Annotated in this window: 25 protein-coding genes and 1 pseudogene; 17 read left to right on the forward strand and 9 right to left on the reverse strand. The window is 70.6% G+C overall.

Features of this window, described 5'->3' with window-relative positions; translation table 11 throughout:
* Complete coding sequence (locus tag ATK30_RS04665) at positions 1 to 399, reverse strand: RidA family protein (RefSeq protein ID WP_101434496.1); 399 nt, start codon at positions 397 to 399, stop codon at positions 1 to 3.
* A 61-nt stretch (positions 400 to 460) separates the two neighbouring features.
* Between ATK30_RS04665 and mtnA the strand changes: the two genes are divergently transcribed.
* The gene (gene mtnA / locus ATK30_RS04670) at positions 461 to 1423 is read left to right on the forward strand and encodes an S-methyl-5-thioribose-1-phosphate isomerase (protein ID WP_101434497.1); all 963 of its coding nucleotides are present in this window, start codon (positions 461 to 463) and stop codon (positions 1421 to 1423) included.
* Positions 1424 to 1538: 115 nt separating this feature from the next.
* Here mtnA and ATK30_RS04675 read toward each other — a convergent pair whose 3' ends face one another.
* Both ATK30_RS04675 and ATK30_RS04680 read right to left on the reverse strand, forming a co-directional pair.
* Entirely contained in the window at positions 1539 to 1754 is a 216-nt protein-coding gene (locus ATK30_RS04675; RefSeq protein ID WP_183125053.1) for a ferredoxin, read from the reverse strand.
* Between the two features lie 2 nt (positions 1755 to 1756).
* Positions 1757 to 2947 carry a cytochrome P450 gene (locus tag ATK30_RS04680; protein WP_101434499.1) on the reverse strand — a complete coding sequence of 397 codons (1191 nt, stop codon included), beginning with the start codon at positions 2945 to 2947 and terminating at the stop codon, positions 1757 to 1759.
* A gap of 93 nt (positions 2948 to 3040) precedes the next feature.
* Between ATK30_RS04680 and ATK30_RS04685 the strand changes: the two genes are divergently transcribed.
* Entirely contained in the window at positions 3041 to 3394 is a 354-nt protein-coding gene (locus tag ATK30_RS04685) for a hypothetical protein (RefSeq protein ID WP_244194515.1), read from the forward strand.
* Here ATK30_RS04685 and ATK30_RS04690 read toward each other — a convergent pair.
* Positions 3391 to 3789, reverse strand: a complete 399-nt coding sequence (locus tag ATK30_RS04690; RefSeq protein WP_101434500.1) for a hypothetical protein — start codon at positions 3787 to 3789, stop codon at positions 3391 to 3393. The genes ATK30_RS04685 and ATK30_RS04690 overlap by 4 nt on opposite strands.
* Positions 3786 to 4298 carry a MarR family winged helix-turn-helix transcriptional regulator gene (locus tag ATK30_RS04695; RefSeq protein WP_208637278.1) on the reverse strand — a complete coding sequence of 171 codons (513 nt, stop codon included), beginning with the start codon at positions 4296 to 4298 and terminating at the stop codon, positions 3786 to 3788. The genes ATK30_RS04690 and ATK30_RS04695 overlap by 4 nt, the downstream gene beginning before the upstream one ends.
* Before the next feature lie 90 nt (positions 4299 to 4388).
* On the opposite strand from ATK30_RS04695, the gene ATK30_RS04700 reads away from it, so the two are divergent.
* From ATK30_RS04700 to ATK30_RS04720, 7 genes and pseudogenes are all read left to right on the forward strand, one after another.
* The gene (locus ATK30_RS04700) at positions 4389 to 5828 is read left to right on the forward strand and encodes an FAD-dependent monooxygenase (RefSeq protein ID WP_101434502.1); all 1440 of its coding nucleotides are present in this window, start codon (positions 4389 to 4391) and stop codon (positions 5826 to 5828) included.
* On the forward strand, positions 5829 to 7247 hold the full coding sequence (locus ATK30_RS04705) for an MFS transporter (protein ID WP_101434503.1): 1419 nt from the start codon (positions 5829 to 5831) through the stop codon (positions 7245 to 7247). It abuts the gene before it with no gap.
* 329 nt (positions 7248 to 7576) lie between these two features.
* Complete coding sequence (locus tag ATK30_RS46000) at positions 7577 to 8200, forward strand: cytochrome P450 family protein (RefSeq protein WP_244194516.1); 624 nt, start codon at positions 7577 to 7579, stop codon at positions 8198 to 8200.
* An 8-nt stretch (positions 8201 to 8208) separates the two neighbouring features.
* Positions 8209 to 8319, forward strand: a pseudogene (locus ATK30_RS46005) (hypothetical protein); the annotation flags it as partial.
* 27 nt (positions 8320 to 8346) lie between these two features.
* On the forward strand, positions 8347 to 8481 hold the full coding sequence (locus ATK30_RS46820) for a hypothetical protein (protein ID WP_279630057.1): 135 nt from the start codon (positions 8347 to 8349) through the stop codon (positions 8479 to 8481).
* Between the two features lie 69 nt (positions 8482 to 8550).
* The gene (locus tag ATK30_RS04715; protein WP_101434504.1) at positions 8551 to 9117 is read left to right on the forward strand and encodes a TetR family transcriptional regulator; all 567 of its coding nucleotides are present in this window, start codon (positions 8551 to 8553) and stop codon (positions 9115 to 9117) included.
* 206 nt (positions 9118 to 9323) lie between these two features.
* Positions 9324 to 9578, forward strand: coding sequence for a hypothetical protein (locus ATK30_RS04720; RefSeq protein ID WP_101434505.1), 255 nt, complete (start codon positions 9324 to 9326; stop codon positions 9576 to 9578).
* Positions 9579 to 9603: 25 nt separating this feature from the next.
* Here ATK30_RS04720 and ATK30_RS04725 read toward each other — a convergent pair whose 3' ends face one another.
* Positions 9604 to 10230 carry a YigZ family protein gene (locus tag ATK30_RS04725; protein ID WP_101434506.1) on the reverse strand — a complete coding sequence of 209 codons (627 nt, stop codon included), beginning with the start codon at positions 10228 to 10230 and terminating at the stop codon, positions 9604 to 9606.
* 555 nt (positions 10231 to 10785) lie between these two features.
* On the opposite strand from ATK30_RS04725, the gene gltB reads away from it, so the two are divergent.
* The 3 genes from gltB (at position 10786) to ATK30_RS04740 (ending at position 18248) form a co-directional block, all read left to right on the forward strand.
* A complete protein-coding gene (gene gltB / locus ATK30_RS04730) occupies positions 10786 to 15318 on the forward strand; it encodes a glutamate synthase large subunit (RefSeq protein WP_101434507.1) in 4533 nt (1510 codons plus the stop codon).
* Positions 15319 to 15383: 65 nt separating this feature from the next.
* Positions 15384 to 16835, forward strand: a complete 1452-nt coding sequence (locus ATK30_RS04735) for a glutamate synthase subunit beta (protein ID WP_101434508.1) — start codon at positions 15384 to 15386, stop codon at positions 16833 to 16835.
* 315 nt (positions 16836 to 17150) lie between these two features.
* A complete protein-coding gene (locus ATK30_RS04740) occupies positions 17151 to 18248 on the forward strand; it encodes a hypothetical protein (protein ID WP_244194517.1) in 1098 nt (365 codons plus the stop codon).
* On the opposite strand, the gene ATK30_RS04745 is transcribed toward ATK30_RS04740, so the two are convergent.
* Positions 18232 to 18696, reverse strand: a complete 465-nt coding sequence (locus tag ATK30_RS04745; RefSeq protein WP_101434509.1) for a phage tail protein — start codon at positions 18694 to 18696, stop codon at positions 18232 to 18234. The two genes, ATK30_RS04740 and ATK30_RS04745, sit on opposite strands and share 17 nt — an antisense overlap.
* 315 nt (positions 18697 to 19011) lie before the next feature.
* Here ATK30_RS04745 and ATK30_RS04750 point away from each other — a divergent pair, with 315 nt between their 5' ends.
* From ATK30_RS04750 to ATK30_RS04760, 3 genes are all read left to right on the forward strand, one after another.
* Positions 19012 to 20106 (forward strand): sensor histidine kinase, encoded by a 1095-nt coding sequence (locus ATK30_RS04750; RefSeq protein ID WP_101434510.1) that lies wholly within the window; start codon positions 19012 to 19014, stop codon positions 20104 to 20106.
* A gap of 2 nt (positions 20107 to 20108) precedes the next feature.
* Positions 20109 to 20741, forward strand: a complete 633-nt coding sequence (locus ATK30_RS04755) for a response regulator (protein ID WP_460431640.1) — start codon at positions 20109 to 20111, stop codon at positions 20739 to 20741.
* Positions 20742 to 20814: 73 nt separating this feature from the next.
* Entirely contained in the window at positions 20815 to 21384 is a 570-nt protein-coding gene (locus ATK30_RS04760; protein WP_101434512.1) for a DUF4190 domain-containing protein, read from the forward strand.
* 4 nt (positions 21385 to 21388) lie between these two features.
* On the opposite strand, the gene ATK30_RS04765 is transcribed toward ATK30_RS04760, so the two are convergent.
* Complete coding sequence (locus ATK30_RS04765) at positions 21389 to 22867, reverse strand: cobyric acid synthase (protein ID WP_101434513.1); 1479 nt, start codon at positions 22865 to 22867, stop codon at positions 21389 to 21391.
* Between the two features lie 142 nt (positions 22868 to 23009).
* Entirely contained in the window at positions 23010 to 23948 is a 939-nt protein-coding gene (locus tag ATK30_RS04770; protein ID WP_101434514.1) for a cobalamin biosynthesis protein, read from the reverse strand.
* A 36-nt stretch (positions 23949 to 23984) separates the two neighbouring features.
* Here ATK30_RS04770 and ATK30_RS04775 point away from each other — a divergent pair, with 36 nt between their 5' ends.
* Positions 23985 to 24590, forward strand: a complete 606-nt coding sequence (locus ATK30_RS04775) for a bifunctional adenosylcobinamide kinase/adenosylcobinamide-phosphate guanylyltransferase (protein ID WP_101434515.1) — start codon at positions 23985 to 23987, stop codon at positions 24588 to 24590.
* A 10-nt stretch (positions 24591 to 24600) separates the two neighbouring features.
* Entirely contained in the window at positions 24601 to 25614 is a 1014-nt protein-coding gene (cobT, locus tag ATK30_RS04780) for a nicotinate-nucleotide--dimethylbenzimidazole phosphoribosyltransferase (protein ID WP_167441834.1), read from the forward strand.
* Positions 25615 to 25653 lie beyond the last annotated feature (39 nt).

Here is a 25653-nt window from a genome sequence, read left to right on the forward strand (position 1 = left end):
TCAGGCGAGTGCGGCGGTCACGTCCAGTTCGACGAGCTGACCCGAAAAGCCCAGGCACGTCACGCCGACGAGCGTGCTCGCGGTGGTGAACGCCGCCGCGAGCGAGGACTCCGTGAACCGCTGCCACACCGCCGAGAGGGTCGGTTGGCCGGAGGTGGCCACGTAGATCACCGTGCGCACGACGTCCTCGGGGGTCGCACCGGCGTGGGCGAGCGCGACCTGGGTGTTGGCGACGACCTGGTCCACCTGCGCGAGGACGTCGCCGGGCACGACCTCTCCGTCGAGGCCCAGCGGGCACTGGCCGGCGAGGTGCACGCTGCGGCGCGCGTCGACGAAGGTCACGTGGTGGTAGCCGGGAGTCGGATGCAGGCCGGGCGGGTTCTGCCGTTCAATGGTCACGAGGCGGATCGTCGCTCACGCCAGCGGCGGTCCGCCACGGGATTTCCGGACGGGAGGGCATATGCGCAGGACAGTCGACTGGGCCGACGGGGCGATCGTGATCGTGGACCAGGTCGCGCTTCCGGGCGAGTACCGCACGCTCGTGCTGCGCACGGTGACCGAACTGGTCGACGCGATCCAACGGCTGGCAGTCCGGGGAGCACCGGCGTTGGGAGCGGCGGGTGCGCTGGGAGTCGCGCTGGCGGCTTACCAGGGCGGGGATGTGCGGGCCGAAGCGGACCGGATCGCACATGCCCGGCCGACGGCGGTCAATCTCGCGTGGGGTGTCCAGCGCGCCCTGGCCCAGTTGCCCCACGGGGCCGACGCGGTGCTGGCCGAGGCACGGGCGATGCTCGACGAGGACGAGCAACGCAACCGCACGGCGTCGGCGCACGCGGCGGAACTCGTGCTGGACGCGTGCCAGCGAAGGCCGTTGCGGTTGCTCAGCCACTGCAATACCGGGCATCTGGCGACCGTCGCGTGGGGCACGGCGCTCGGGGTCGTCTGGCACTTGCACGCACGAGGGCTGGTGGAGTCGGTGCTGGTGGACGAGACGCGGCCGTTGTTGCAGGGATCCCGGCTGACCGCTTGGGAACTTGAGCAGGCCGGGGTGCCGTACCGCGTGCAGCCGGACGGCGCGGCGGCCGCGGCGATGGCGCGCGGGCTCGTGGATTGCGTCCTCGTCGGCGCGGACCGGATCGCGGCGAACGGCGACGTGGCCAACAAAATCGGAACCTACGGGCTGGCCATCGCCGCCGCGCACCACGGGGTTCCGTTCGTGGTGGTCGCCCCAACGTCCACTGTGGACAAGACCATTGCCACCGGCTCAGACATCGCCATCGAAGAACGCGCAGCAGCCGAACTGACAGAATTCGGCGGGACCCAAATCGCACCGGACGGCGCGGCGGCCTTCAACCCAGCCTTCGACGTCACCCCCGCCAAGCTGATCACCGCAGTAGTCACCGAAAACGGCGTGTACCGCTAACCACCCGCAGGAGCATCACCGCCCAACCCCATCGAAGCACCCAGCCCTCCCCCGCACCCCGATACGAAGCCCCCACGTAGTCACCCTCCGGTTTCGGGGTGCCTCACCGCAACTTTTAGGGCCGAGGCCCCACCACCTCCGCCCCGTCCCGCACCGTGATCGCCATGGCAGGGCAGGAATCCGCCGCGTCCAGCACCGTTTCATCCGGCTCGACGGTCTCGTGCACCGCACGCGCGGTCGCACCGTCCAGCGCGAACGTCTCCGGCAGCAACGACGCGCACATCCCGCTGCCGATGCACGTTCCCCCGTCGACCTCGATTTTCCAGGGCATGGTCACCATCCGATCGGCATCGAACGCGGTCCGCGGACCAGCATCTGCGTCTTCCACTCGATGTCGCCGGCCAGTCGGAGGCCGGGCAACTCCCTCGTCAACGCGCGCAACGCCTCCTGAAGTTCCAGCCGTGCGAGCGGAGCCCCGAGGCAGTGGTGCACGCCGTGGCCGAAGCCGAGGTGGTGGTTGTCGTCGCGGTCCAGGACGAGCTGGTCGGCGGCGCCGAACTGCAGCCGGTCGCGGTTCGCCGCGCCGATCGCCACCAACACCGGCTCTCCCTTGCGCACCAAGACATCCCCGACTTCGACGTCTTCCGTCGCATAGCGGGCGAAACCGGCTCCGGCGCCGAGCGGCACGAAACGGAGGAGCTCCTCCACCGCGGTCGGAATCAAAGCCGGGTCCGCGCACAGCCGTTCCCAGTGTTCGTGCTGGTCCAGCAGCGCGTACACGAAGTTCGGGATCTGGCTGGCAGTCGTTTCGTGGCCGGCGATGAGAATCCCGACGCACAGATCCACCAACTCCAGCTCCGTGAGCCGGTCCCGGACGTCGCGGGCCTCGATGAGCGCGGTCATCAGGTCGTCCTGCGGCTGGGCGCGGTGCTCGGCGATCAGGCCGGCCATGTACGCGCGCAGCTCCTCGCGGCTGCGTTCCGACTCCTCCGGCGTGAGCCGCGTGGTCGACAACGCCGCGTCGCTCCATTCGCGGAACTGCGGCCGGTCGCCCACCGGCACGCCGAGCAGCTCGCAGATCACCGCGACCGGGATCGGCAGCGCGTACAGGTCGACCAGGTCGGCCGGTTGCCCGTGCTCGCGCATCTGGTCGATCAACTCGCTCGCCAGCCGCGCGACCCGCGGGCGCAGTTCCTCGACCCGCCGCGCGGTGAACGCCTTCGCGACGAGCGTGCGCAGCCGGGTGTGGTCCGGCGGGTCCATCGAGAGAATGCCGCCCGGACGGCGGTACTCCGACATCCGCGGTTCGTCGCTTTCCTGCGCCAGCGCGCGGGAAAACCGCCGGTCCCCGAGCACGAGACGGGCGTCGGCGTAGCGGGTGGCGAGCCAGGCGGGCTCGCCGTGCGGCATCTGGACGCGAATCATCCCGGCGTTCTCGCGAGCGGCGGTGTAGGCCTCGTTGAGCGCGAGGCCCGCCTCCTCGTTGAACGGGTAGGCGAGCGGTTCGGTGTGCGTGGTGGTCATGCCAACGACTCCCCGGATCCCTTTGTAAGCAGGTGCTTACAGCCTTGCACCCGGGGCCGGTAGGCGTCAATCCGCCACGAATACTTCAGCCGGATGCTCGCGGAAAGCGGGGTGCGGGCGGCCAGGCTGCCCGATCGGCCGCCAGATCGCGCATCTCGCGGCAGCCGACGCGAACGTCCTCCTCGCCATCCGGACCGGCTCAAGCACATCGCCGCACTGGGCGTGGCCGGTCGCGGACTGTCGTTCTACGCCGCCCAGCTGCCGCTGCCGACCGAGCCGATCCGGGTCGAACTGACGGGCCCCGACGACGCAGCTCAACGGATTCGGCGCAGCGCAAGGGATTTCTGCCTTCGCATCACCCAGCGCCGCGCCTTGGACGAAACCAGCCTGGCCGCGATCGGCGAGGACGCGCGAACGTGGCTGGAGAACGCCCGGGTTTTCCTCTAACGACGCCGGGGCCGCAGCAACGCGACGCCGGCCGTCAACATGCTCGTCGACGCCACGTGGATCGCCAGCGCTTTCCGGTTTGGTGCCCACACCCCGGTCGTCGGACCACCGGACCACATCGCCGCCGCGAAACCGCCCGCGGCACAAGCCATCGCCCGCCACAGCGCCGGCGAGCGATCCCGTCCGGCCGCCAGACCGGTGCCCACCGCACCGAAAGCGCCCGCCGTGATCAGGGCTTCGCGCGCCATGTGGTACTGCACGTGACCTTCGCCGTGGCGGACCTCCGGTGCGCGGTAGCTCGGATCGGTGATGTGGGTGACGGTCTGCCACACCGACGGCGCGGCGGCAGCCATGCCCGCGACGATGGCCGCCGTGCCAAGGGCTTCCCGCTTCATTGCTCGTCCTTTCCCTTGAGGTGGTGCGAAACCCGCCGCAGCGCGTCGTTCACCACGTCGATGGTTTCCGGGTCGAGAGCCTTCGCGATTTCGCGTTCGATCTCCGTCTTGAGCGCGAACGACGCGAGCGCCTGCCGTTTGCCCTCCGCGGTGAGGGACACGAACACCGAACGCCGGTCGCCCGGGTCCTTGTCGCGGCGGACCCAGCCGCGGGCCTCCAGCCGGGTGATCCGGTGGGTGACCGAACCCGAGGTCAGCTCGACCGCGGCCATCACCTGCCCGGGCGTCAGCCGGTGCTCGGGCGCGCGCTTGAGCGCGGCGAGCATTTCCAGCTCCCACAGCTCGATCCCGTGCGCGGACAGTTCGCGGCGCATCGCCAGTTCCAGCTGGTGCGCGACCCGCCGCAGCCGGTAGGACAGCGACTTCGCGCCCAGCACACGCTCGTCGCCGCCCCCGCGCCGGACGGCGTCCACCAGGTCGTCGACCGCGTCCCGGGGCGGAGTGTTCACCGGCACAGCCCTTTCTCTCGACATCAAGACAGTGAGAGAATACCTTGACGTCAAGACAGTGCGCGAGGCGAACATCCAGAAGGGGGAACCATGGGCATCGAGGTCGCGGTGATCGGAGCCGGACCGGTGGGGATGGCGGCGGCCGCGTTCCTGCACCAGGCCGGCGTCGCGGTCCGGGTGTTCGAGGCGAATCCGGAGCGCGCCTGGCAATCGAGGGCGACGACGATCCACCCGCGCACCCTCGAACTCTTCGATTCGCTCCCGGACGAGCACGGTTCGCTGGCCGCCCGCCTGGTCGCGGCCGGAAATCCGGTTCCCGCCACGCATTTCGCGGCCCTGCCGAACCGGTTGAGCTACGCCGGACTCGACACCTCGTTCCCGTTCGTGCTCCTGCTGCCGCAGCCGGAAACCGAGCGGCTGCTTGCCGAGCACCTCGCTGAGCAGGGCGTTGTGGTCGAGCCCGGATGGAAACTCGCCGACCTGACGCAGGACGAGCAAGGCGTCACCATCGTCTCGGAAACCGGCGACACCCGGCGCGCCGGCTACGTCGTGGGCGCGGACGGCGCGCACAGCGCGACCCGGCACGCGCTCGGCCTCGCCTTCCCCGGAACTCCGGCGTCCACCATGGGGTTCCTCGCCGACGTCCGGCTGGAACGCCCGCCGGCCCAGCCGCACAACTGGGACTACGAACGCGGCTCGTACAGCGCGCTTCCGCTGCCCGGCGGCATCTACCGCATCTTCGGCCACGAACCCGGCGACACCGGCCTCACTCCGGAGGAAGCCGCGCGCCGCCAGGCCCAGATCCCCGACGAGGCCGAACTGCGCGCGACACTCAAACGGCTCGCGGACGACGATTTCGGCATCACCGAGGTGCTGTGGGCGTCGCGGGCCGGCGACACCACGCGACACGTCGAGCAGTACCGCACCGGCCGCGTGTTCCTCGCCGGAGACGCCGCGCACGTCCACCTTCCGGCGGGCGGCCAGGGGCTCAACGTCGGCGTGCAGGACGCGGCGAACCTCGCGTGGAAGCTCGCCGCGGAGGTGCGCGGCCGCGCGCCGCGGCGGATCATCGACGGCCCGCAGTCCTACGACGCCGAACGCCGCCCCATCGCGGCCCGGCTCGCGGCGAACACCCTCGCCCAGGCCGCACTCATGGTCACCTTCACTCCGGGCGGGAAAGCGTTGCGGGACTTGATGTCCGACCTCATCGGGCGCGACGGCGACACGGCGGACGAACTTCGCGGCTGGCTGTCGGGGCTCGACATTTCCTACGCCGAGGACGGCAGCCTCGTCGGCCGCCGCGTGCCCAACCTTCCGCTTGCCGACGGCGGAACGCTCCACCGCGCCCTGCGGCCAGACCGGTTCACTCTCGTGGCCTTCGGCACCGCCACCGTCCCGGAGTTCGACGAGGTCGTGCGGTCGACCCGAGACTGGCATGGCCTTGCCGCTGTCCTCGTCCGGCCGGACGGGTACGCCGCCGAAGTCTGGACAACGGACGAAAACCTCACCACCGACTGGACGGAGCACTGAATGGGAGCCGACACCGCACGCGGCCGTTTCGGGATTCTCGCGATCCTGTGCTCCAGCATCCTCGTCGTCGCGATGGACAACACCATCGTCAACGTCGCGCTCCCGGTCGTCCGCACCGATCTCGGCGCGTCGATCAACGGTCTGCAATGGACAATCGACTCGTACACGCTCGTGATCGCCTGCTTCCTCATGCTCGCCGGGGCGACCGGAGACCGCTTGGGGCGCAAGAGGACCTTCATGGCCGGGTTGGTCCTTTTCGGACTCGGTTCGCTGCTGTGCAGCCTGGCCCCGTCGATCGGCTGGCTGGTCGCCGCGCGGATCGTGCAGGCGCTCGGCGGCGCGATGCTGAACCCGGTCGCGATGTCGATCATCACGAACGTCTTCGCCGACCCGGGCGAGCGCGCGCGGGCGATCGGGGTGTGGGGGTCGATCGTCGGGATCTCGCTGGGCGTCGGCCCGGTGCTCGGCGGCGTGCTCACCGAGAGCGTCGGCTGGCGGGCGATCTTCTGGGTCAACGTCCCGGTGGTCGTCGCCGCACTCGTGCTCACCGCGCGCTACGTGCCGGAATCGCGCGCCCCGCACCCGCGCCGGCCGGATCCAGCGGGACAGCTGCTGGTCGTGGTGCTGCTCGGTTCGGTGGTGACCGCGGCGATCGAGGGCCAGCGGCTCGGCTGGGGTTCACCGGTGATCATCAGCCTCGCCGGGCTCGGCGCACTCGCTTTGCTCGCCCTTATCCGATGGGAGATCCGCCGCCGCGAACCACTGGTCGAGCTGCGCTTCTTCCGGAGCGCGCCGTTCTCGTCGGCCACCGTCAGCGCGGTGTGCGGGCTCGCCGCGTTCGGCACTTTCCTGTTCTTGTCGCCGCTGTACCTCCAGGACGTGCGCGGGCTGTCGGCACTGCAGTCCGGTCTGATGCTGCTGCCGACCGCTGTGGCCGTGACGATCGCCGCGCCGCTGTCCGGTCGTCTCGTCGCTACTCGCGGCGCACGGATTCCGCTGCTGACCGCTGGGATCTCCATGACGGTCGTCGCCGTATTGCTCACCACCGCGTCCGCGACCACGCCACTGTGGGTGCTCGCCCTCGCATACGGCGTCTTCGGCCTGGGATTCGGCCTCCTGAACCCGCCCATCACCAACGCCGCCGTCAGCGGCATGCCCCGTTCCCAAGCCGGAGTCGCCGCGGCGGTCGCGTCCACCTCCCGGCAAGTCGGGCAAACCCTCGGCGTCGCGGTCGCGGGCACCATCCTCGCCGCCGCGACCACCCCGCTGACCGGGTACGCCGCGGCGTGGTGGGCCGTCGCGGGCGGCACCACGCTGATCATCGCGCTCGCCGTTCTCGCCACCACCGCCTGGGCGCGCGCGGGGGCGGAACGGGTCGCCCGCCGTTTCGCCGACGAGCCGATCACCGAACCGGTCTAACCGGGGGGCGAATCGGGCAGAGCTGTGGTCCTTCCGTCGCTGATCCCGGTCGATCGCCCCGCGACCACGCGGACGTCTCCAGAGTGGAAGATGCCCGCACCGCCGGAGGAAAGGCGCCATCCGCGTGCCCACCCAGTCCGAGACCCCGGCCCTTCCGACCGCTCGTCCTGCCCGTTGGACCCGCCCGCCGAGTACGCGGCGCTGCGGGAGACCGCGCCAGTGGCGCGGGTCCGCTGCCCGGCCGGGTTCGACACCTGGCTGGTCACCCGCTACGACGACGTCCGCGCGGTGCTCGCCGACCCGGCGCTCAGCTCGCGCGGAGCCTCGTCGTGCACGTCAAAGCCGGTCTGGACCCGTACGCCGAGGTCGACCCGGGTTCGATCATCCAGCTCGACGGCGCGGAGCACGCCCGGCTGCGCAAGATGGTCGTCGCGGAGTTCACCGTCCGGCGGGTGGAACGGTTGCGCGAGTACGTCCGCGAGCAGGTCGACCGGCACCTCGACGCCATGCTCGCCAAGCCCGGCCCCGCCGACCTGGTGCGGGATTTCGCGCTGCCGATCCCTTCGCTGGTGATCTGCGAACTGCTGGGCGTCCCCTCCGCCGACCGCGAGCTGTTCCAGCGCCAGAGCAGCCTGCTGGTCAGCACCGACCAGAGCCCGGACGCCACGCGGAAGGCGTATCACGAACTGGGCGGTTACCTGGGCACACTGTTCGCGGGCAAGCAGCGGGACCCGCGGGACGACCTGTTCAGCAGGCTCATCGTCCGGGCCGAGTACTCCGGCGAACCGCTCGACCTGGACGAGCTGATCATGCTCGGCCTCAGCCTCCTCGTGGCCGGGCACGAGACCACTGCCAACATGATCGCGCTCAGTACTCTCCTGACTCTCCTGCTGCTGGAACACCCGGAGCAACGCGCGCACGCCCTCGCCGATCCGCCGCGGGTGACTGGCTGATCGCCGCGCTGAACTCGGCCAATCGCGACGACGACCGCTATCCGCACGCCGACCAGCTGGACTTCACCCGCGAATCGCCGCGTACGCACGTCGCGTTCGGATTCGGCGCGCACCAATGCATCGGGCAGCAGCTCGCGCGGGTCGAAATGCAGGAGGCGCTGACCGCGTTGTTCCGGCGCATTCCGGATCTGCGGCTGGCGGTGCCGAAGGAATCCTTGACGGATAAGCACAACGCGCTCGTCTACGGCCCCAAGGAGCTGCCGGGCGCCTGGTCCGCGTAGTTCGTCCGGCCGATCCGCGACCCGTCGGGTTAACCTCGTCGCGCACACAGCGCACCCCAGGGGGAACCGATGGACGCGGACCAGCCTTCGCGCAAACGCGACGCGACGGCGACCAAAGCCGCGTTGCTGGACGCCGCGGCCGAACTGTTCGCCGACCGCGGCTTCGACCGCACCACGGTGCGGGACATCGCGAACCGCGCGGGCGTCAACCAGGCCTTGCTGTTCCGGTACTTCGGCAGCAAGGACGCGTTGTTCGAGCACGTCATGGCGCGCGGCGGCCTGGCCCAGGTCGAGACGACCCCGCCCGAACGGCTGTTCTCCGCGGCGCTGCGGAGCCTCCTCGAACGCGACGATTCGGCGTCCCGCTCGATCGAGACCTACCTGCGGTCGTCGGGCACCGATCGCGCCGACGAGGCGCTGCGCGCGCAACTCGACGCCGAGTACACCCGCGCGCTGTCCGGCCTCACCGACAAGCCGGACGCCGAACTGCGGGCCGACCTCGCGATGGCCTGGCTGCTCGGCATCGGGCTCGTCCGCTCGATCACCCGCAAGGAACCGCTCGCCACCGCGCCCGCCGACCAGATCGAGCGGCTCATCGGCCCGGCGGTGCGCACCCTGCTCGAACGCAGCAAGTAATTCGCTGACCGCGCGGACCGGCGCCGGAATGCGCGTTCGCCGCGGTTTCGAACGACGGCCCGGCAATTCCGCCCGGGGCGCCCCGGAACCACCCGCGACATACCCCCCGTGGAACGGAGTGAAATACCCGACAATGTGACCGGCGCGACGGACACTGGGACCGTTCCCGGGTATGCCAGGGGCCGGGACCAGAAGGAGGGACCGCCGTGAGTGCCGAGTTGAACCATCGGGAGCGGGCCACCCTGCGTGCCGTCGCCGAAGGGCACGCGGAGATCAGCTGCAGCTGCGAACCGGACTTGTTCGTCGACGGGCTGAGCTGCTGCGACCAGGGCACCGTCCGCGACCTCGTCCGCAAAGGACTGATCGAGGCCGCCGAAGACGGCGCGTGCGGCGAGCGGGTGCCCGCGGTGCTCACCGAGGCCGGCGTGCGGGCACTGGGCGGAAAGCCGGTCGCGGCTTGATCTTCCGGCCCTGAGGCCACTGCGCCTATCCGCGCACCCACTCCTGTCCCAGTTCGACCGCGACCGCCTCGCCACCGGTGAGGTCGGCCAGCCAGCCGCTGAATCGGTCTTCCTCGCCAGGCGAGAGCCCGACCTCGAAGTGGGCCGCCTCCTCGAAGCGCGTCTCGTGCAGCACGTACGGCGACGCGCGGAGATCGTTCTCGAACCGGCCGGCCCGCGTGTAGTCCATTGTCACGTCGAACAGCCGCAATCGCCGGTACTCCACGAGACCTACCGCGTCGAGCGCGTCCGACACCGCTTGCCCGTACGCGCGGATCAGCCCGCCCGCCCCGAGCAGCACGCCGCCGAAATGCCGCGACACCACCGCGACCGTGTCCGTGACCTCGCGGCGGCGCAGCACCTCCAGCATCGGAACCCCGGCCGTCCCGGCGGGCTCGCCGTCGTCGCTCGAACGCTGGGTGCGGCCGTCCGGGCCGAGAACGAACGCGTGACAGTGGTGCCGCGCGGCGGGTTCGGCGCGGCGGCGGGCCGAAATGATCTCCCGCGCGGCCGCTTCGCCGGTCACCGGGGCGACCGCGCACAGGAACCGTGAACGCCGTATTTCAATCTCGTGCAGCCCGGCGACCGCCACGGACAGATAACGATCAGTCATCGGCGCTCCCCCTCACGACCCCCAGTCAACCAGCCGCCAGGGTGCGCTTGACACCGGGCAGGCAGACAGGTTTACGCAGGTCAGCGGCTTCGCTGACCGCGTGGCGGGAGAGACGGCCCGGCATATGGGAGTACCCCGGAGGGCGTCAACGTATGCGTGGTCTTTCCCACGAGAGCGCCACGACGTATGTCGATCACAGCGAATTCACACTATCGTCATAAGACCCGGCGAACCCGGGAGTCACCACCACGCGCCCCGGCTGGCCCCCACCACACAGGCTGACCGACCCCGGCGCGTGCGCCTGTACAGCGACGTGCAGAACAATTTCCGCCGCCCATCGCCGTGCGGTGACAAACCCTCCGGCGCCCGGCACGGTCTCCGACCGGCCGCGGCCAGCCACGCATCGCGACGCAATGCCGCGCCGCGCGACGGCACCGGAAGGTTTCCCTTCTCGACTGACCATCGCGGTTTCGGACCACTTCGTTAACCGGTTCAGAGATGAACCCCCCTTCGGAGTGAAAGAAACCGCGCCAACGCCTTGGGAGGCGGCCAGCCGTGACCCACCGTTCGAGCACCCCGGCCAGTGACGGCCTCTATGACCCCGCCTACGAGCACGATGCCTGCGGGGTGGCGTTCGTCGCGGACCTGACCGGTCGCCGAGACCATCAGATCGTGGCGAAAGCCCTTGTCGCGTTGAAGAACCTGGAACATCGCGGGGCACGCGGGGCCGAACCGGACACCGGGGACGGCGCGGGGCTGCTGATCCAGGTTCCCGACGCCTTCTACCGCGAGGTCGCCGGGTTCGAGCTGCCTCCGGAAGGCAGTTACGCCGTCGGCACCGCGTTCCTGCCGAAGGACGAGAAGCGCCGCGGCCGCGCCATGACCACCATCGAGCGGATCGCCGCCGAAGAGGACATGCGCGTGGTGGGCTGGCGCGAGCTGCCGGTCGACACCGCGCACTGCGGCCCGACCGCGGCGCAGAGCATGCCGCATTTCACCCAGCTGTTCCTGGCCGGGCGCAAGAACAATCTCGACGGTCTGGCCCTCGAGCGCGCCGCCTTCTGCGTGCGCAAGCGCGCCGAGCACGAACTGGTCGAGGACGACGTGTACTTCCCGTCGCTGTCCTCGCGCACGATCGTCTACAAGGGAATGCTGACCGAGCCGCAGGTCGAGAAGTTCTTCCTCGACCTGACCGACGAGCGCGTGACGAGCGCCATCGGCCTCGTGCACTCCCGCTTCTCCACCAACACTTTCCCGTCGTGGCCGCTGGCGCACCCGTACCGCTACGTGGCGCACAACGGCGAGATCAACACGCTCAAGGGCAACCGCAACTGGATGGACGCGCGCGAGGCGCTGCTCGAGACCGACCTGATCCCGGGCGACCTCAAGCGGATCTACCCGGTCATCACGCGCGGCGCGAGCGACTCGGCGTCCTTCGACGAGGTCCTGGAGCTGCTGCACCTCGGCGGCCGGTCGCTGCCGCATTCGGTGCTGATGATGATCCCGGAGGCGTGGGAGAACCACCAGGAGATGGACCCCGCGCGGCGGGCGTTCTACGAGTTCCACTCCACGCTCATGGAGCCGTGGGACGGACCGGCGCTGGTGGCGTTCACCGACGGCGCGCAGATCGGCGCGGTGCTGGACCGCAACGGCCTGCGCCCGGGCCGCTACTGGGTCACCGACGACGGGCTCGTGGTGCTCGCCAGCGAGGTCGGCGTGCTGGAGCTGGACCAGGCGAAGATCGTCCGCAAGGGACGGCTGGAGCCGGGCCGGATGTTCCTCGTGGACACCGTCGCCGGCCGGATCGTCGAGGACGAGGAGATCAAGGGCCAGCTCGCTTCCGAGCACCCGTACGACGAATGGGTCGACGCCGGGCTGCTCCGCCTGGAGGAACTGCCCGAGCGCGACCGCGAGGTCCCGCTGCACGCCGCGCTCGTGCGCCGGCAGCAGGCGTTCGGCTACACCGAGGAAGAGCTGGAGACCATCCTCGAGCCGATGGCCCGCACCGGCGCGGAGCCGATCGGGTCGATGGGCAACGATTCGCCGCTCGCGTCCCTTTCGTCGGGTTCGCGTCCGTTGTTCGACTACTTCATCCAGCTGTTCGCCCAGGTGACCAACCCGCCGCTGGACGCGATCCGCGAGGAGCTGGTGACCGCGCTGGGCACGCAGATCGGCGCGGAGCCGAACCTGCTGGCCGCCGACGCGTCGTCGTGCCGCCGGATCGTGCTGCCGTTCCCGGTGCTGGACAACGACCAGCTCGCGAAACTGGTGCACGTCAACGACGACGGCGATCTGCCGGAGTTCCAGGCGGTCACCGTGATGGGCCGGTACAAGGTGGCCGGCGGCGGCGAGGCGCTGGTGCAGCGGCTCGACGAGATCCGCGCCGAGGTGTCCGAGGCGATCGAGGACGGCGCGCGGCTGATCGTGCTGTCCGACCGCGGGGTCGACGCCGACCACGCGCCGATCCCGTCGCTGCTGCTCACCGGCGCGGTGCACCACCACCTGGTGCGGGAGAAGACACGCACGCAGGTCGGCCTCATCGTGGAAGCCGGCGACGCGCGCGAGGTCCACCACATCGCGCTGCTGGTCGGTTACGGCGTGGCCGCGGTGAACCCGTATCTGGCGATGGCGACGGTCGAGGAGATGGCGCACCGGGGCCTCATCCCGGGCGTGACTCCCAAGCAGGCCACTACGAACCTGATCAAGGCGCTCGGCAAGGGTGTCCGCAAGACCATGTCCAAGATGGGCGTGTCCACTGTGGCCTCCTACACCGGCGCGCAGATCTTCGAGGCGGTCGGCCTCGGCGCCGAAGTGATCGACACCTGTTTCACCGGAACCACTTCGCGGCTCGGCGGCGTCGGCTTCGACACGCTCGCCGAGGAGGTCGCGCAGCGGCACGTCCGGGCCTTCCCGGCCGACGGCGTCCGGCCGAGCCACCGCGAGCTGGAAACCGGCGCGGACTACCAGTGGCGGCGCGAAGGCGAGCCGCACCTGTTCAACCCGCAGACGGTGTTCAAGCTGCAGCACTCCACGCGGTCGGGCAAGTACGAGATCTTCAAGGAGTACACGAAGGCGGTCAACGACCAGGCCGAGAAGCTGCTGACGCTGCGCGGGCTGTTCGACTTCAAGTACGGCGACCGGAAGCCGGTGCCGATCGAGGAGGTCGAGCCGGTTTCGGAGATCGTGAAGCGGTTCGCCACCGGGGCCATTTCGTACGGCTCGATCTCGATGGAAATGCACCAGACGCTGGCGATCGCGATGAACCGCCTCGGCGGCAAGTCGAACACCGGCGAGGGCGGCGAGGACCCGGAGCGGCTGTACGACCCGGAGCGGCGCAGCGCGGTCAAGCAGGTCGCCAGCGGCCGGTTCGGCGTCACCAGCGAGTACCTGGTGAACTCCGACGACATCCAGATCAAGATGGCGCAGGGCGCGAAGCCCGGCGAGGGCGGGCAGCTGCCCGGCGGCAAGGTGTACCCGTGGATCGCGAAGACGCGGCACTCCACGCCGGGCGTCGGGCTGATTTCCCCGCCGCCGCACCACGACATCTATTCCATCGAGGACCTGGCTCAGCTGATCCACGACCTCAAGAACGCCAACCCGGACGCGCGCATCCACGTGAAGCTCGTGTCCGAGGTCGGCGTCGGCACCGTCGCGGCGGGCGTGTCCAAGGCGCACGCGGACGTCGTGCTGATCTCCGGGCACGACGGCGGCACCGGCGCCTCGCCGTTGTCCTCGATCAAGCACGCGGGCGGACCGTGGGAGCTGGGCCTGGCCGAAACGCAGCAGACGCTGCTGGCCAACCGGCTGCGCGACCGGATCGTGGTGCAGACCGACGGCCAGCTCAAGACCGGCCGCGACGTGATGATCGCGATGCTGCTCGGCGCCGAGGAGTTCGGGTTCGCGACCGCGCCGCTGGTGGTGTCGGGCTGCATCATGATGCGCGTGTGCCACCTCGACACCTGTCCGGTCGGCGTCGCGACGCAGAACCCGAAGCTGCGCGCGAAGTTCAGCGGCAAGGCGGACTACGTGGTGAACTTCTTCGAGTTCATCGCCCAGGAGGTCCGGGAATACCTGGCGGAGCTGGGTTTCCGGTCGGTCGAGGAGGCCGTGGGCCACGCCGAGCTGCTCGACAAGCGCAAGGCGGTGGACCACTGGAAGGCCGCCGGGCTCGACCTGTCGCCGATCTTCCACGTGCCCGAGCTGCCGCCGCGCGCGGCGCGGCACCAGACCGTGAAGCAGGACCACGGGCTGGACAAGGCGCTCGACAACACGCTGATCCAGCTCGCCGAGGGCGCGCTGGCGTCCGGCGACAAGGTGCGGCTGGAACTGCCGGTGCGCAACGTGAACCGCACCGTCGGCACCATGCTCGGCTCGGAGCTGACGAAGAGGTGGGGTGGCGAAGGGCTTCCCGACGACACCATCGACGTCACCTTCACCGGCACCGCGGGCCAGTCGTTCGGCGCGTTCGTGCCCAGGGGCATCACGCTGCGGCTGTACGGCGACGGCAACGACTACGTCGGCAAGGGCCTGTCCGGCGGGCGGATCATCGTGCGGCCGCCGAAGGAATCGCCGATCGTCGCGGAGGACCACATCATCGCGGGCAACGTGATCGCCTACGGGGCCACGAGCGGCGAGATCTTCATCCGCGGCCAGGTCGGCGAGCGGTTCTGCGTGCGCAACTCCGGCGCGCTGGCGGTCGTCGAGGGCGTGGGCGACCACGGCGGCGAGTACATGACCGGCGGCCGGATGGTCGTGCTGGGCAAGATCGGCCGCAACTTCGCGGCCGGCATGTCCGGCGGCGTCGCGTACGTGCTGGACCTCCCCGCGCACCGGGTCAACCCGGAGATGGTCGACATCGACCCGCTGGACACCGCGGACGTGGACTTCCTCCGCGAAACCGTCGAAAAGCACTACAACGAAACCGAATCCGCCGTCGCGCGGGCCTTGCTGGCGGACTGGGACAGTGCGGTCGACCGGTTCGGCAAGGTCATGCCGAAGGACTACAAGCGCGTGCTCGCCGCTCAGGTGGCGGCCGAACGCGACGGGCGGGACGTGAACGAGGCGATCATGGAGGCGGCTCATGGCTGATAATCGCGAAGCCAGTTATGAGTGCCGACTGGGTGCGGGTATTACGCAGAACACGGAGGCCGCACATGGCTGACCCCAAGGGCTTTCTGACCACCACGCGCGAGGAACCGAAGCGGCGTCCGGTGGACCTGCGGCTGATGGACTGGCGCGAGGTCTACGAGGACTTCGCGACGACCAAGCTGGAGAAGCAGGCCGGCCGCTGCATGGACTGCGGGATCCCGTTCTGTCACCAGGGCTGTCCGCTCGGGAACCTGATCCCGGAGTGGAACACGCTGGTGTGGCGGGAGGACTGGCAGCAGGCCGCGGAACGGCTGCACGCCACGAACAACTTCCCGGAGTTCACCGGCACGCTGTGCCCGGCGCCGTGCGAAACCGCGTGCGTGCTCGGCATCAACGACGACCCGGTGTCGATCAAGCGGGTCGAGATCTCGATCATCGACCGGGCTTTCGAGGAAGGCTGGGTCACGCCGCAGGTCCCGGTCGCCAAGACCGGCAAGAAGGTCGCCGTGGTCGGGTCCGGCCCGTCCGGGCTGGCCGCGGCGCAGCAGCTGACGCGCGCGGGCCACTCCGTCGTGGTCTACGAGCGGGCGGACAAGATCGGCGGCCTGCTGCGGTACGGCATTCCCGAGTTCAAGATGGAGAAGTTCCGCCTCGACCGCCGCCTCGACCAGATGCGGGCCGAGGGCACGGAATTCCGGACCTCGGTGAACGTCGGCGTCGACCTCACCGTCGAGCAGCTGAAGGCCGACCACGACGCGGTGGTGCTGGCGGGCGGCGCGACGGCGTGGCGCGACCTGCCGATCGAGGGCCGGTCCGCCGAGGGCATCTACCAGGCGATGGAGTTCCTGCCGCCGGCCAACCGGGTCGCGTCGGGCGAGCTGGCGGAGTCGCCGTACTCGGCCAAGGGCCTCGACGTCGTGGTCATCGGCGGCGGCGACACCGGCGCGGACTGCGTCGGCACGTCGCACCGGCAGGGCGCGAAGTCGGTGACCCAGCTGGAGATCATGCCGAAGCCGCCGGAGACGCGTTCGGAAGCGCACCCGTGGCCGATGTACCCGGTGATCTACCGGGTCAGCTCCGCCCACGAGGAGGGCGGCGAGCGGCTGTACTCGGTCAACACCCAGGAGTTCCTGGCCGACGAGAACGGCCGGGTGCGCGCGCTGAAGCTGGTCGAGGTGCGCAACGAGGACGGCAAGTTCGTCCCGGTCGAGGGCACCGAAACCGAGCTGCCCGCACAGCTGGTGCTGCTGGCGATGGGCTTCCTCGGCCCGCAGCGCGAGGGCCTGCTGACCGACCTGGGCGTGGAACTGGACCAGCGCGGCAACGTCGTGCGGGACAAGAACTTCCAGACCACTGTGGACAACGTGTTCGTGGCGGGCGACATGGGCCGCGGCCAGTCCTTGATCGTGTGGGCGATCGCGGAGGGCCGCTCGTGCGCGGCCGGCGTGGACGCCTTCCTGACCGGCCGGGACGTGCTCCCGGCCCCGATCGCGCCGACCGACCGGCCGATCTCCTGATGACTCGGAGCGGGCGCGTCACCGTCGCCGCGCCCGCTCCGTTCAGTCTCGGGGCCAAGCGCGTCACTGTCGCCGCGCTTCGCCCCGTTCAGTTTCGGGGTCAGCGTGTCACCGTCGCCGCGCTGGTCCCGGCTGTCGGGCGGGTGTGACAACGGCGTCGCACCCGCCCTTTTCGTGTGCTGGGCTCGCGGGTGGTCCGTGAAGGGCTCCTTGAGGGAATCTGATTCCTTCAAGGAGCCCTTCACGGACCTTCGAGAGCGCTCGGGGTCGTGCTCGGCGCGGTCACGATCCTGCCGAGCGCGTTCGGCGTCGTCGTTGTCGATTGTCGCGCTCCTGCTCGGCCTGGTGACCCTCGTGCGCGACATCCGCTTGCTGCGGAAACGGTGGTCCGGCTACGAGTTCACCGCGATCGTCGCGCCGTTCCCGATCGCCGACACCCCGCCGCCGCGCGCCTATCCCGACGCGCGGTATCTGGCGGTTCCCGCGCGTGGCACGGCATTGGTCAGCGACGCCATCGACGCGGCGCTCGCCGAAACCACGTTCAGCATCACCGTCGCCGAGGATCCGTACCGGCTGCCCGCGAAGCTGAAGGCCACCGCGCCGCACGTGCTGCCGTTGCGGGCTCGCGGCCGGTTGCTGTTCAACGGCCCGATCGTCGGCATGCGCGGCGAACCGCTGCCGGTCGCCGGTGCGCGTCCGGCACCGATCGTCCTGCACCGCGCCCGGTTCTTCGACGCGGTCTGCACGAACGAACTGGCGTCGCTGCGCATCACGAACTCCGCCGACGGCCTCGAGTACGACCTGCGCCACGAGGAACTGACCGACTCGTCCGGAGCACTGCGGACCCTCGCCGCCAGCACGCTCGCCGATCTCGTCGGCGTGTCCACGATCGCGTTCACGTCCGACGGCTTGCTCGTCGTCGTCCGCCAGTCGGCCCGGAACTCGGCCAGCGGGCTGCTGCTCGCGCCGTCCGGCAGCGGCAGCCTCGAACCGCAGGATCTCCTTACCCCACAAGGAGGAACCCGCCGGTCCCTGCACACCGCGGTATGTGCCGGAATGGAACGCGAGCTACGCGAGGAAGCCGCCGTCCTGCCCGGTGAAATCTCCTCGACGCGGCTGACCGGCTTCGCGCGCTGGCTCGAACGCGGTGCGAAGCCGGAATTCTTCGGCGTCACCCAGCTGTCCGTCGACAGCACGGAGCTCGCCAGCCGCCGCGCGAAGGGTGCGGAACGGCTCTACAGCGCCGGAGACACCGTCCTGGAGCTGGACTTGGCCGCGCTAGGCCGAGAACTGGCCGACGGAGTACCGCTGATCGAAGCGAACGCACTGCCGCCCCGGCTGCGCGACGACAGTTCCCTCCCGTTGCTGCTGTGCCTGCGCAGCGCCGCGCTGCGGGTCAGTACTCGTTCTTGATCACGAAGTAGGACCCGCGGATCGTCCCGGCGAGCTTCGACTTCTGGCGCGCGAACTTGAACTTGTCGGCGAGTTCCTCCGGGACGTCCATCCCGTCGGACAGCTTGAACCCGACCGCCCGCTTGCCGCCCTCCTCGAGCGTGTACATGACGTTGATCGACAGGCCGCTCTCGTAGAAGACGTAAGCCATCCGGATGCCGTCGACCTCGAATTCGGTCGCCTCCAGCGGCCGCGAGGAGATGACGAGATCGCGTTCTTCCTTGAGGATGCGGTGCACCCAGTCGACGATCTCCGGGACCTCGGAGGCCGGCTCGACGGTGAACACGTGGTCGTACTTGTTCTTGAAGTAGCGCGCCTCGTTCGCCCGCAGCCCGGCGAGCGCGTCCGCGACCGGAGAGGACTCCAAGCCGACAGTCGACACGGTGGTGAAATCGACGGCGTAGGACATGATCCGCACTCCCCGGGCTGGGTCTGGTCGCGACGCTCGGCAGAATACCCCGGCAGAGCCCTTCGGCAACTGGAGTGCGCTGCGCCGGGCACGCTTCTCCTGGTCGACGGTGGTCTCCGGAAGGACATGGACGCCGACCGGTTCTGAACGCGGCCGGGCGCCACCGGCGGCCACCTCGCGTCCTGCTTGCCCGAGACGCCGGTTCCGAGTCCCGTGTGGACGGTCTGCTCGCCTCGATCGCGGCCGCCGAGCCGCGGGCTGCTTCCCTCGCGGACGCCAAGTGGGGGAATTTCGTGCAGGGCTTACGGTGGCTGGGTGCGCAACCACCTGATCGACTTGGCCGTGGCGCTGGCCGTGCTCGGCCTGACGGTGGCCGGGGAGCCGCCGGACGCGGGCCGTCCGTGGTTCTGGCCGATCGCGGTCGCGGTGATGGTCGCGGCCGTGCTGCTGCGCCGCCGGTTCCCGTTGCCCGCGATGCTGGTTTCGGTCGGCGTCGCGCTGGCGACTCCGCCGCTGTGGGCCACCTCCGTCACCCTCTACACGGTCGCGTCGCTGCGCGGGCTCCGCTGGCCGACCGCGGTCGCCGTGCTGGCGGAAATCGGGCTGATGGTGTCGTTTTCCCGGCCGTCGAGCCTTTCGGACTGGAAGACGTTCGGGCTCGCCCTCGGGATGATGGTCGTGGTCCCGGCGCTGGCCGGACTGTGGATGCACCAGCGCGCGGCGTTGCTCGACGCCTTGCGTGACCGCGCCGAGCAGGCCGAACGCGAGCGTGACCTGCTCGGCGAGCGAGCCGTGACGGCCGAGCGGCGGCGGATCGCGCGCGAGATGCACGACGTCGTCGCACACCGGGTCAGCATCGTCGCGCTGCAGGCGGGCGCGCTTACCGTGCGGGCCAAGGACGACGAGACCGCGCAGCTCGCCGAGGTGATCCGCGAATCGAGTTCCGCCGCGCTCAACGAATTGCGCGACATCCTGCGGGTGCTCCGCGACGACGGTCCCGAGCCGCGCTCGCTGCCGGATCCGAGCCTGCACGGGGTCCGCCAGCTCGCCGACGACCTCGCCGCGGCCGGTGCGCAGGTGCGCGCCACCCTGCCGGATCCGATGCCGGACGTGCCCGACCCGGTCGGACGCGCGGCGTACCGGGTCGTGCAGGAAGCGCTCACCAACGCCGCGAAACACGCGCCGGGAACGACAATCGACGTGCGGCTGTCCGCTTCCGACGAGGACCTGGTGGTCGAAGTGGCCAACCCGCTCGCCGATTCGGCCGGGCTGCCCGGCGCGGGCTACGGCGTGATCGGCATGCGCGAACGCGTCACGCTGACCGGCGGGACGCTCCGCGCCGGTCCGGACGGCGCGGGCAGCTACCGGGTGCGGGCCGCGTTCCCGCTGCGAGCGGAGGAATCGTGCTGAAAATCCTGCTGATCGACGACGAGGTGCTCGTGCGCAGCGGCATCCGGATGATCCTCGAATCCGATCCGGGGATCGAGGTGGTCGCGGAGGCCGGCGACGGTCGCGGAGTGCTCTCGCTCGTCCGCGAGCACCGGCCGGACATCGTGCTCACCGACGTGCAGATGCCCGAGGTCGACGGCCTGGAAGTGACCCGCCTGGTGACGGCCGGACCGGACGCGCCCGCGGTGGTCGTGCTGACGACGTTCGACCTCGACGAGTACGTGCACGAAGCGCTTCGCCACGGTGCCACGGGTTTCCTGCTCAAGGACACGCCGCCGCGCGAACTGGTCAAAGCGATGCACGTGGTGGGCAGCGGCGAGGCGATGCTGTCGCCGTCGATCACGCGGCGGCTGCTGACGCACTTCGCCACCGCCGCCACCCCGACGCCCGCCCGCGCGCGGCTCGAACCGCTGACGCCCCGCGAACGCGAGGTCGCGGTGGCCGTCGGACAGGGTTCGAGCAACGCGGAGATCGCCCGCGCGCTCGGGCTCAGCGAGGCGACCGTGAAGGTCCACTTGGGACGGATCATGGCCAAGACCGAGGCCGCGAACCGCACCCAGGTCGCGATTCTGGTGCACGACGCCGGGCTCGCCTGAATCGTTACCCCGCAAGGGGTTGCCACGTTCTATGCTCGACGCCGGGTCGGGGGGCCATTTCCGAGGGGACCCCATGCTGCCGCCGAAACCGTCCGGTCCAAGCTATGAAGACGCGCCGCCGGCGGAACCGCGCGGCACCAACGGCTTCGCGATCGCCTCGCTGGTCCTCGCCGTCCCGGCGTTCAGCCTGCCGCTGAGCATCGCGTTCGGAATCATCGCGCTCCGCCAGATCCGCGTGTTCGGCAACCCGGGCCGCGGGCTCGCGATCGCCGGGCTGTCGATCAGCGGCGCGTGGCTGGCGGTGCTCCTGATCGGGCTCGTGGTGGCCGGTCCTTCAGCCGGTTCGGACCCGCTCTTCCAAGCCCGTCCCGGCGACTGCTTCCGCTCGGGCAGCGAGGCCAGCCCGGTCTCCTGCGAGGACGCGCACGACATCGAGGTGTTCCACGTGCTCCCGCTGTCCGGCGGTTCGCTCCATGACGCCTGCGCGACCGAAGCCGAGCAGTACTTCGCCAGCAGCACACCGCCGGAGTACGTTCGTCTTGGCGCGCGGCAACCGGCCGAATCGGACTCGCACCCGCCGGAGCAGCACGCGGTGTGCACTTTGGAAACCGACTTCCCCACCACCGGCCGGGTCGTGCACTGACCGGTCAGGGCGCTCCCGGCGGCACGAACGGCAGGCCGCCCGGAGCCCCCGCCTCCGCCAGCGCCATCAGCATTCCGGTGTCCACTTCGGACTGGATCGCGTCGGCCAGCCGCTCCAGCATGTCCTCCCGCAGGTCCGCGAACCCCGGCGCGTCCTCGGCGGCCTGCCATTCGACGCCCGCCTGCGCCGCCGCTTCGGCAAGCCAAGCGCGACGGAACCCGTCGTTCTCCAGCGCCCCGTGCCACGTCGTGCCCCAGACCGAACCGACGCGGCAACCGTCCAAAAACGACTCCGCGTCCGCCGGGCCGGCGCTGCCGTGGTGGATCTCGTACGCGTCGACCCGATGCCCGCGCCATTCGCCGGTCGGGCGGCCGAGCACCTTCTCCCTCGCGAACGTCACGCGCGTCGGCAGCAGTCCGAGCCCCGCCACCAGCCCCGCTCCGGACTCGACATCGTCCTCAATGGACTCCGCGAGCATCTGGTACCCACCGCAAATCCCCAGCACCGGACGTCCCGCCGCGGCCCGTGCCGTCACCGCGTCCGCCAAACCCCTGTCACGCAACCACTTCAGATCGTCCACAGTGGCTCGTGAGCCCGGCAGCACCACCAGATCCGCCGCGGCGACGGTATCCGGGTCGGCAGTCAGGCTCACCGTCACGCCGGGCTCCGCCGCGAGCGCGTCCACGTCGGTGGCGTTGGAAGCCCGGGGAAACCGGACTACCGCGACCCGCAATCCGCGCTGCGCGGCTTCGTGCCGCCATCCGGCCGCGGCGAGGGCGTCTTCGGAGTCGATCCACACCCGGTCCAGCCACGGCAGCACGCCGAGCACCGGCCGTCCGGTGACCTTCTCCAGGCTGTTCAGGCCAGGCTGCAGCAACCCGACGTCGCCGCGGAATTTGTTCACCAGCCACCCCGCCACCAGCGCCTGGTCCTCGGCCGACAGCAGCGCGAGCGTGCCGAACATCGCCGCCAGCACGCCGCCGCGGTCGATGTCGCCGACGACCAGCACCGGCAGGGAAAAGCGCCGCGCCAAGCCCATGTTGACGTAGTCGCCGGAGCGCAGGTTGATCTCCGCCGGACTGCCCGCGCCCTCGCAAACGACGAGGTCGAACCGTTGCCGCAGCTCGGCAAACGTGTCGAAGGCGATCTCGGCGAGCCCAGCCCGCCCGGTGGCGTACTCCCCGGCTTCGAGGGTGCCGTACGGCTTTCCGAGCGCGATGACGTGACTGCGCCGGTCGCTGCCCGGCTTGAGCAGCACGGGGTTCATCGCCGCTTCCGGCTCCACCCGCGCGGCCCGCGCCTGCAGCCACTGCGCGCGGCCGATCTCCGCGCCGTCCGCGCAGACCATCGAGTTGTTCGACATGTTCTGCGCCTTGAACGGGGCGACCCGCACGCCGCGTCGCGCGAACCAGCGGCAGATTCCGGCGGTGACCAGGCTTTTCCCCGCGTCCGACGTGGTTCCGGCGATCAGCAGCCCGCTCATCGCGCCACCGTAACCGCCACCGCGGCCGCCCCGGCCAGCCGCCCCGTCTCGCGCAGATCATTCAGGCCGGACCGACGGCGATCACCCGACGGCTTGCGCACCACGCGACCACCACCTCCCATCGCCGCAGCCCGCGAGCCGCTCACCGAACCACCGCGATTCCCGCCGCGACCGCCAGCGCCGCCGCCCCGACCAACCGCGACAACCGCACCGCCCGGCGCACATCGCTCGCGACCGGCGGCCGTCCGTTCCCCAGCGTGCTCCGGCGCTCGACCTCGCCGTGATACGTGTTCGTGCCGCCGAGCCGGATGTCCAGCGCACCGGCGAAAGCAGCCTCGACCTGTCCCGCGTTCGGGCTCGGATGCGCGCTGCCGTCACGTCGCCAAGCCCGCCAAGCCGACCGCGCGTGTCCGCCCGCCAAAGGTGCGGCTACCGCAGTCAGCACCGCGCCGACGCGTGCCGGCACCAGGTTGGCCCAGTCATCGGTGCGCGCGGCGAACCAGCCGAAGTTCCGGTGCCGCGGCGAGCGGTAGCCGACCATCGCGTCGAGCGTGTTCACCGCGCGGTACCCGAGCAGGCCTGGCACGCCCGCGACCGCGCCCCACAGCAGCGGCGCCACGACCGCGTCGGACGTGTTCTCGGCGATCGATTCGGTGGCCGCGCGGGTCAGCTCGGCCGCGTCGAGGCCGGTGGCGTCGCGCGCGCAGAGGTGGCTGAGCCGCTGCCGGGCGGCGGGCAATTCACCCGATTCGAGTAATCGCGCCATTTCGCGGCCCTCGGCGGCGAGTCCGCGGCCGCCCAGGACGGCCCACGTCGCCGCGGCGGTCAGGACAAATCGGGCGCCCGGCCGGTTCCGGGCGACTCTTTCCGCGAGCAGTCCGAGCCCGGCCGCCGACCCCGCGCAGACCGCCGCGTAGGCCGCCCCGCGCGGCTTGGAATCGGCCCACCACCAGCGTTCCAGCTGGCCAGCGGCGGTGCCGAACGCCGCGACCGGATGCCCCCGGCGCGGGTCGCCGAACCAGGCGTCGGCGGCGTATCCGGCGATCATCCCGGCCGCGGTGACGGCTTGTCGGAGTGGCACGTGGCGAACCGTAGCGCGCGGGAGAGAATGCCGGGTATGACCAAGCTGACGCACCGGCTCGCCGGGTCTCTCGAAACCCTGGCGCGGGCCCTCCGCCGGTACGGACGCGACGACGGCAAGGTGCTCGTTCTCGGCGGGGTCCGCTCGGGCAAGTCGAGGCACGCGGAGCGGCTCGTCGCGCACCACCCCCACCTCGTGTACGTCGCTCCCGGGCTGCCCCCGTCGGCCGAGGACCCGGAATGGGCCGCGCGCGTCGAGGCGCACCGGGCCCGCCGCCCGCGCCACTGGACGACGGTCGAGACCACCGACCTGGCGACCGTGCTGCGCAACGCGACGAGCCCGTTGCTGATCGACTGCCTCGGCACCTGGCTGTCGCGGGTGCTCGACGAGGTCGGCGCGTGGTCGGGCAAATCGGGCTGGGAGCGCAGACTGGACGACCGGCTCGAGGATTTCCTCGCCGCGTGGAGCCAGGCGCGGGTGCCGATCGTCGCGGTCAGCAACGAGGTCGGGAGCGGTGTGGTGCCCGCAACGGTGTCCGGACGGCTGTTCCGTGATGTGCTGGGCGCACTCAACAACCGGGTGTCCGCCGACAGCGACCGGGTTTCGCTCATCGTCGCCGGGCGGGCACTCGACCTTCCGTGAGGAGCCAGCCGTGCCGAGTTTCGCCATTCCCGTCCCGGACGCCGCCGCCCGCGCCGCCGCCTTGGAGCGCCTCGACGGCCTGGTCAAACCGGTCGGCTCGCTCGGCAGGCTGGAAGAACTCGCCGCCTGGCTGAGCGCCGCGCACGGGGTGGTCCCGCCGCGCCCGCTGGACGACGTCCGCGTGGTCGTCTTCGCCGGCGACCACGGGGTGTCGGCGCAGTCGGCGTACCCGCGCGAGGTCACGGCGGCGATGGTGCGCGTGTTCCTGGCCGGACGCAGCGGGGTGACGGTGCTCGCGGCGCAGGTCGGGGCACAGGTGCGGGTGGCCGACATCGCGGTCGACTGGGATGCCGCGGACGTTCCCGAGGAAGTCACCGCCCACAAGATCCGCCGCGGTTCGGGCGCCATCGACGTCGAGGACGCTTTGGCCCCCGGCGAGGCTCTTGCGGCGTTTGAGGCGGGACGCGCCATCGCTGCCTCGGAGTCCACAGCGGACATTCTCATCCCGGGCGACATGGGCATCGGCAACACGACGGTGTGCGCTGCGGTCGTGGCTTCGGCTCTGGGCCTTCCCGCGAACGAGGTGGTGGGCACCGGTACCGGCGTGTCCGGGGAGGCTTTGGAACGCAAGACCGCGGTGGTCGCCGCCGCCCTGTCGCGCCGTCCCGTGACCGACCCGTTCGACCGCCTGACGGCCCTCGGCAGCGCCTGCCTCGCCGCGACAGCCGGGTTCCTGGTGGAAGCGGCCAGCCGCGGGATCCCGGTGGTGCTGGACGGAATCTTCTCGGCGACGGCAGCCTTGGTGGCCCGGGACATCGCGCCGGGTGCGGAGCAGTGGTGGCTGGCGGGGCATCGGTCGACGGAGCCCGCGCAAGCGTTTGCGTTGAAGGCGCTGGGGTTGACGCCGATCTTGGACCTGGGCTTCCGGCTCGGCGAGGGCAGCGGAGCGGTGCAAGCGGTGCCGACCCTGCGGGCGGCGCGCGCGGTGATCGCGGAGATGGGTTTGCTGGCGGACCTCGGGTGACCGGTTTGGGTGCGGGGCGGGCTTTGCGCTGGGATTCGT

The sequence above is a fragment of the Amycolatopsis echigonensis genome, from assembly GCF_002846615.1.
Lineage (GTDB): Bacteria > Actinomycetota > Actinomycetes > Mycobacteriales > Pseudonocardiaceae > Amycolatopsis > Amycolatopsis echigonensis.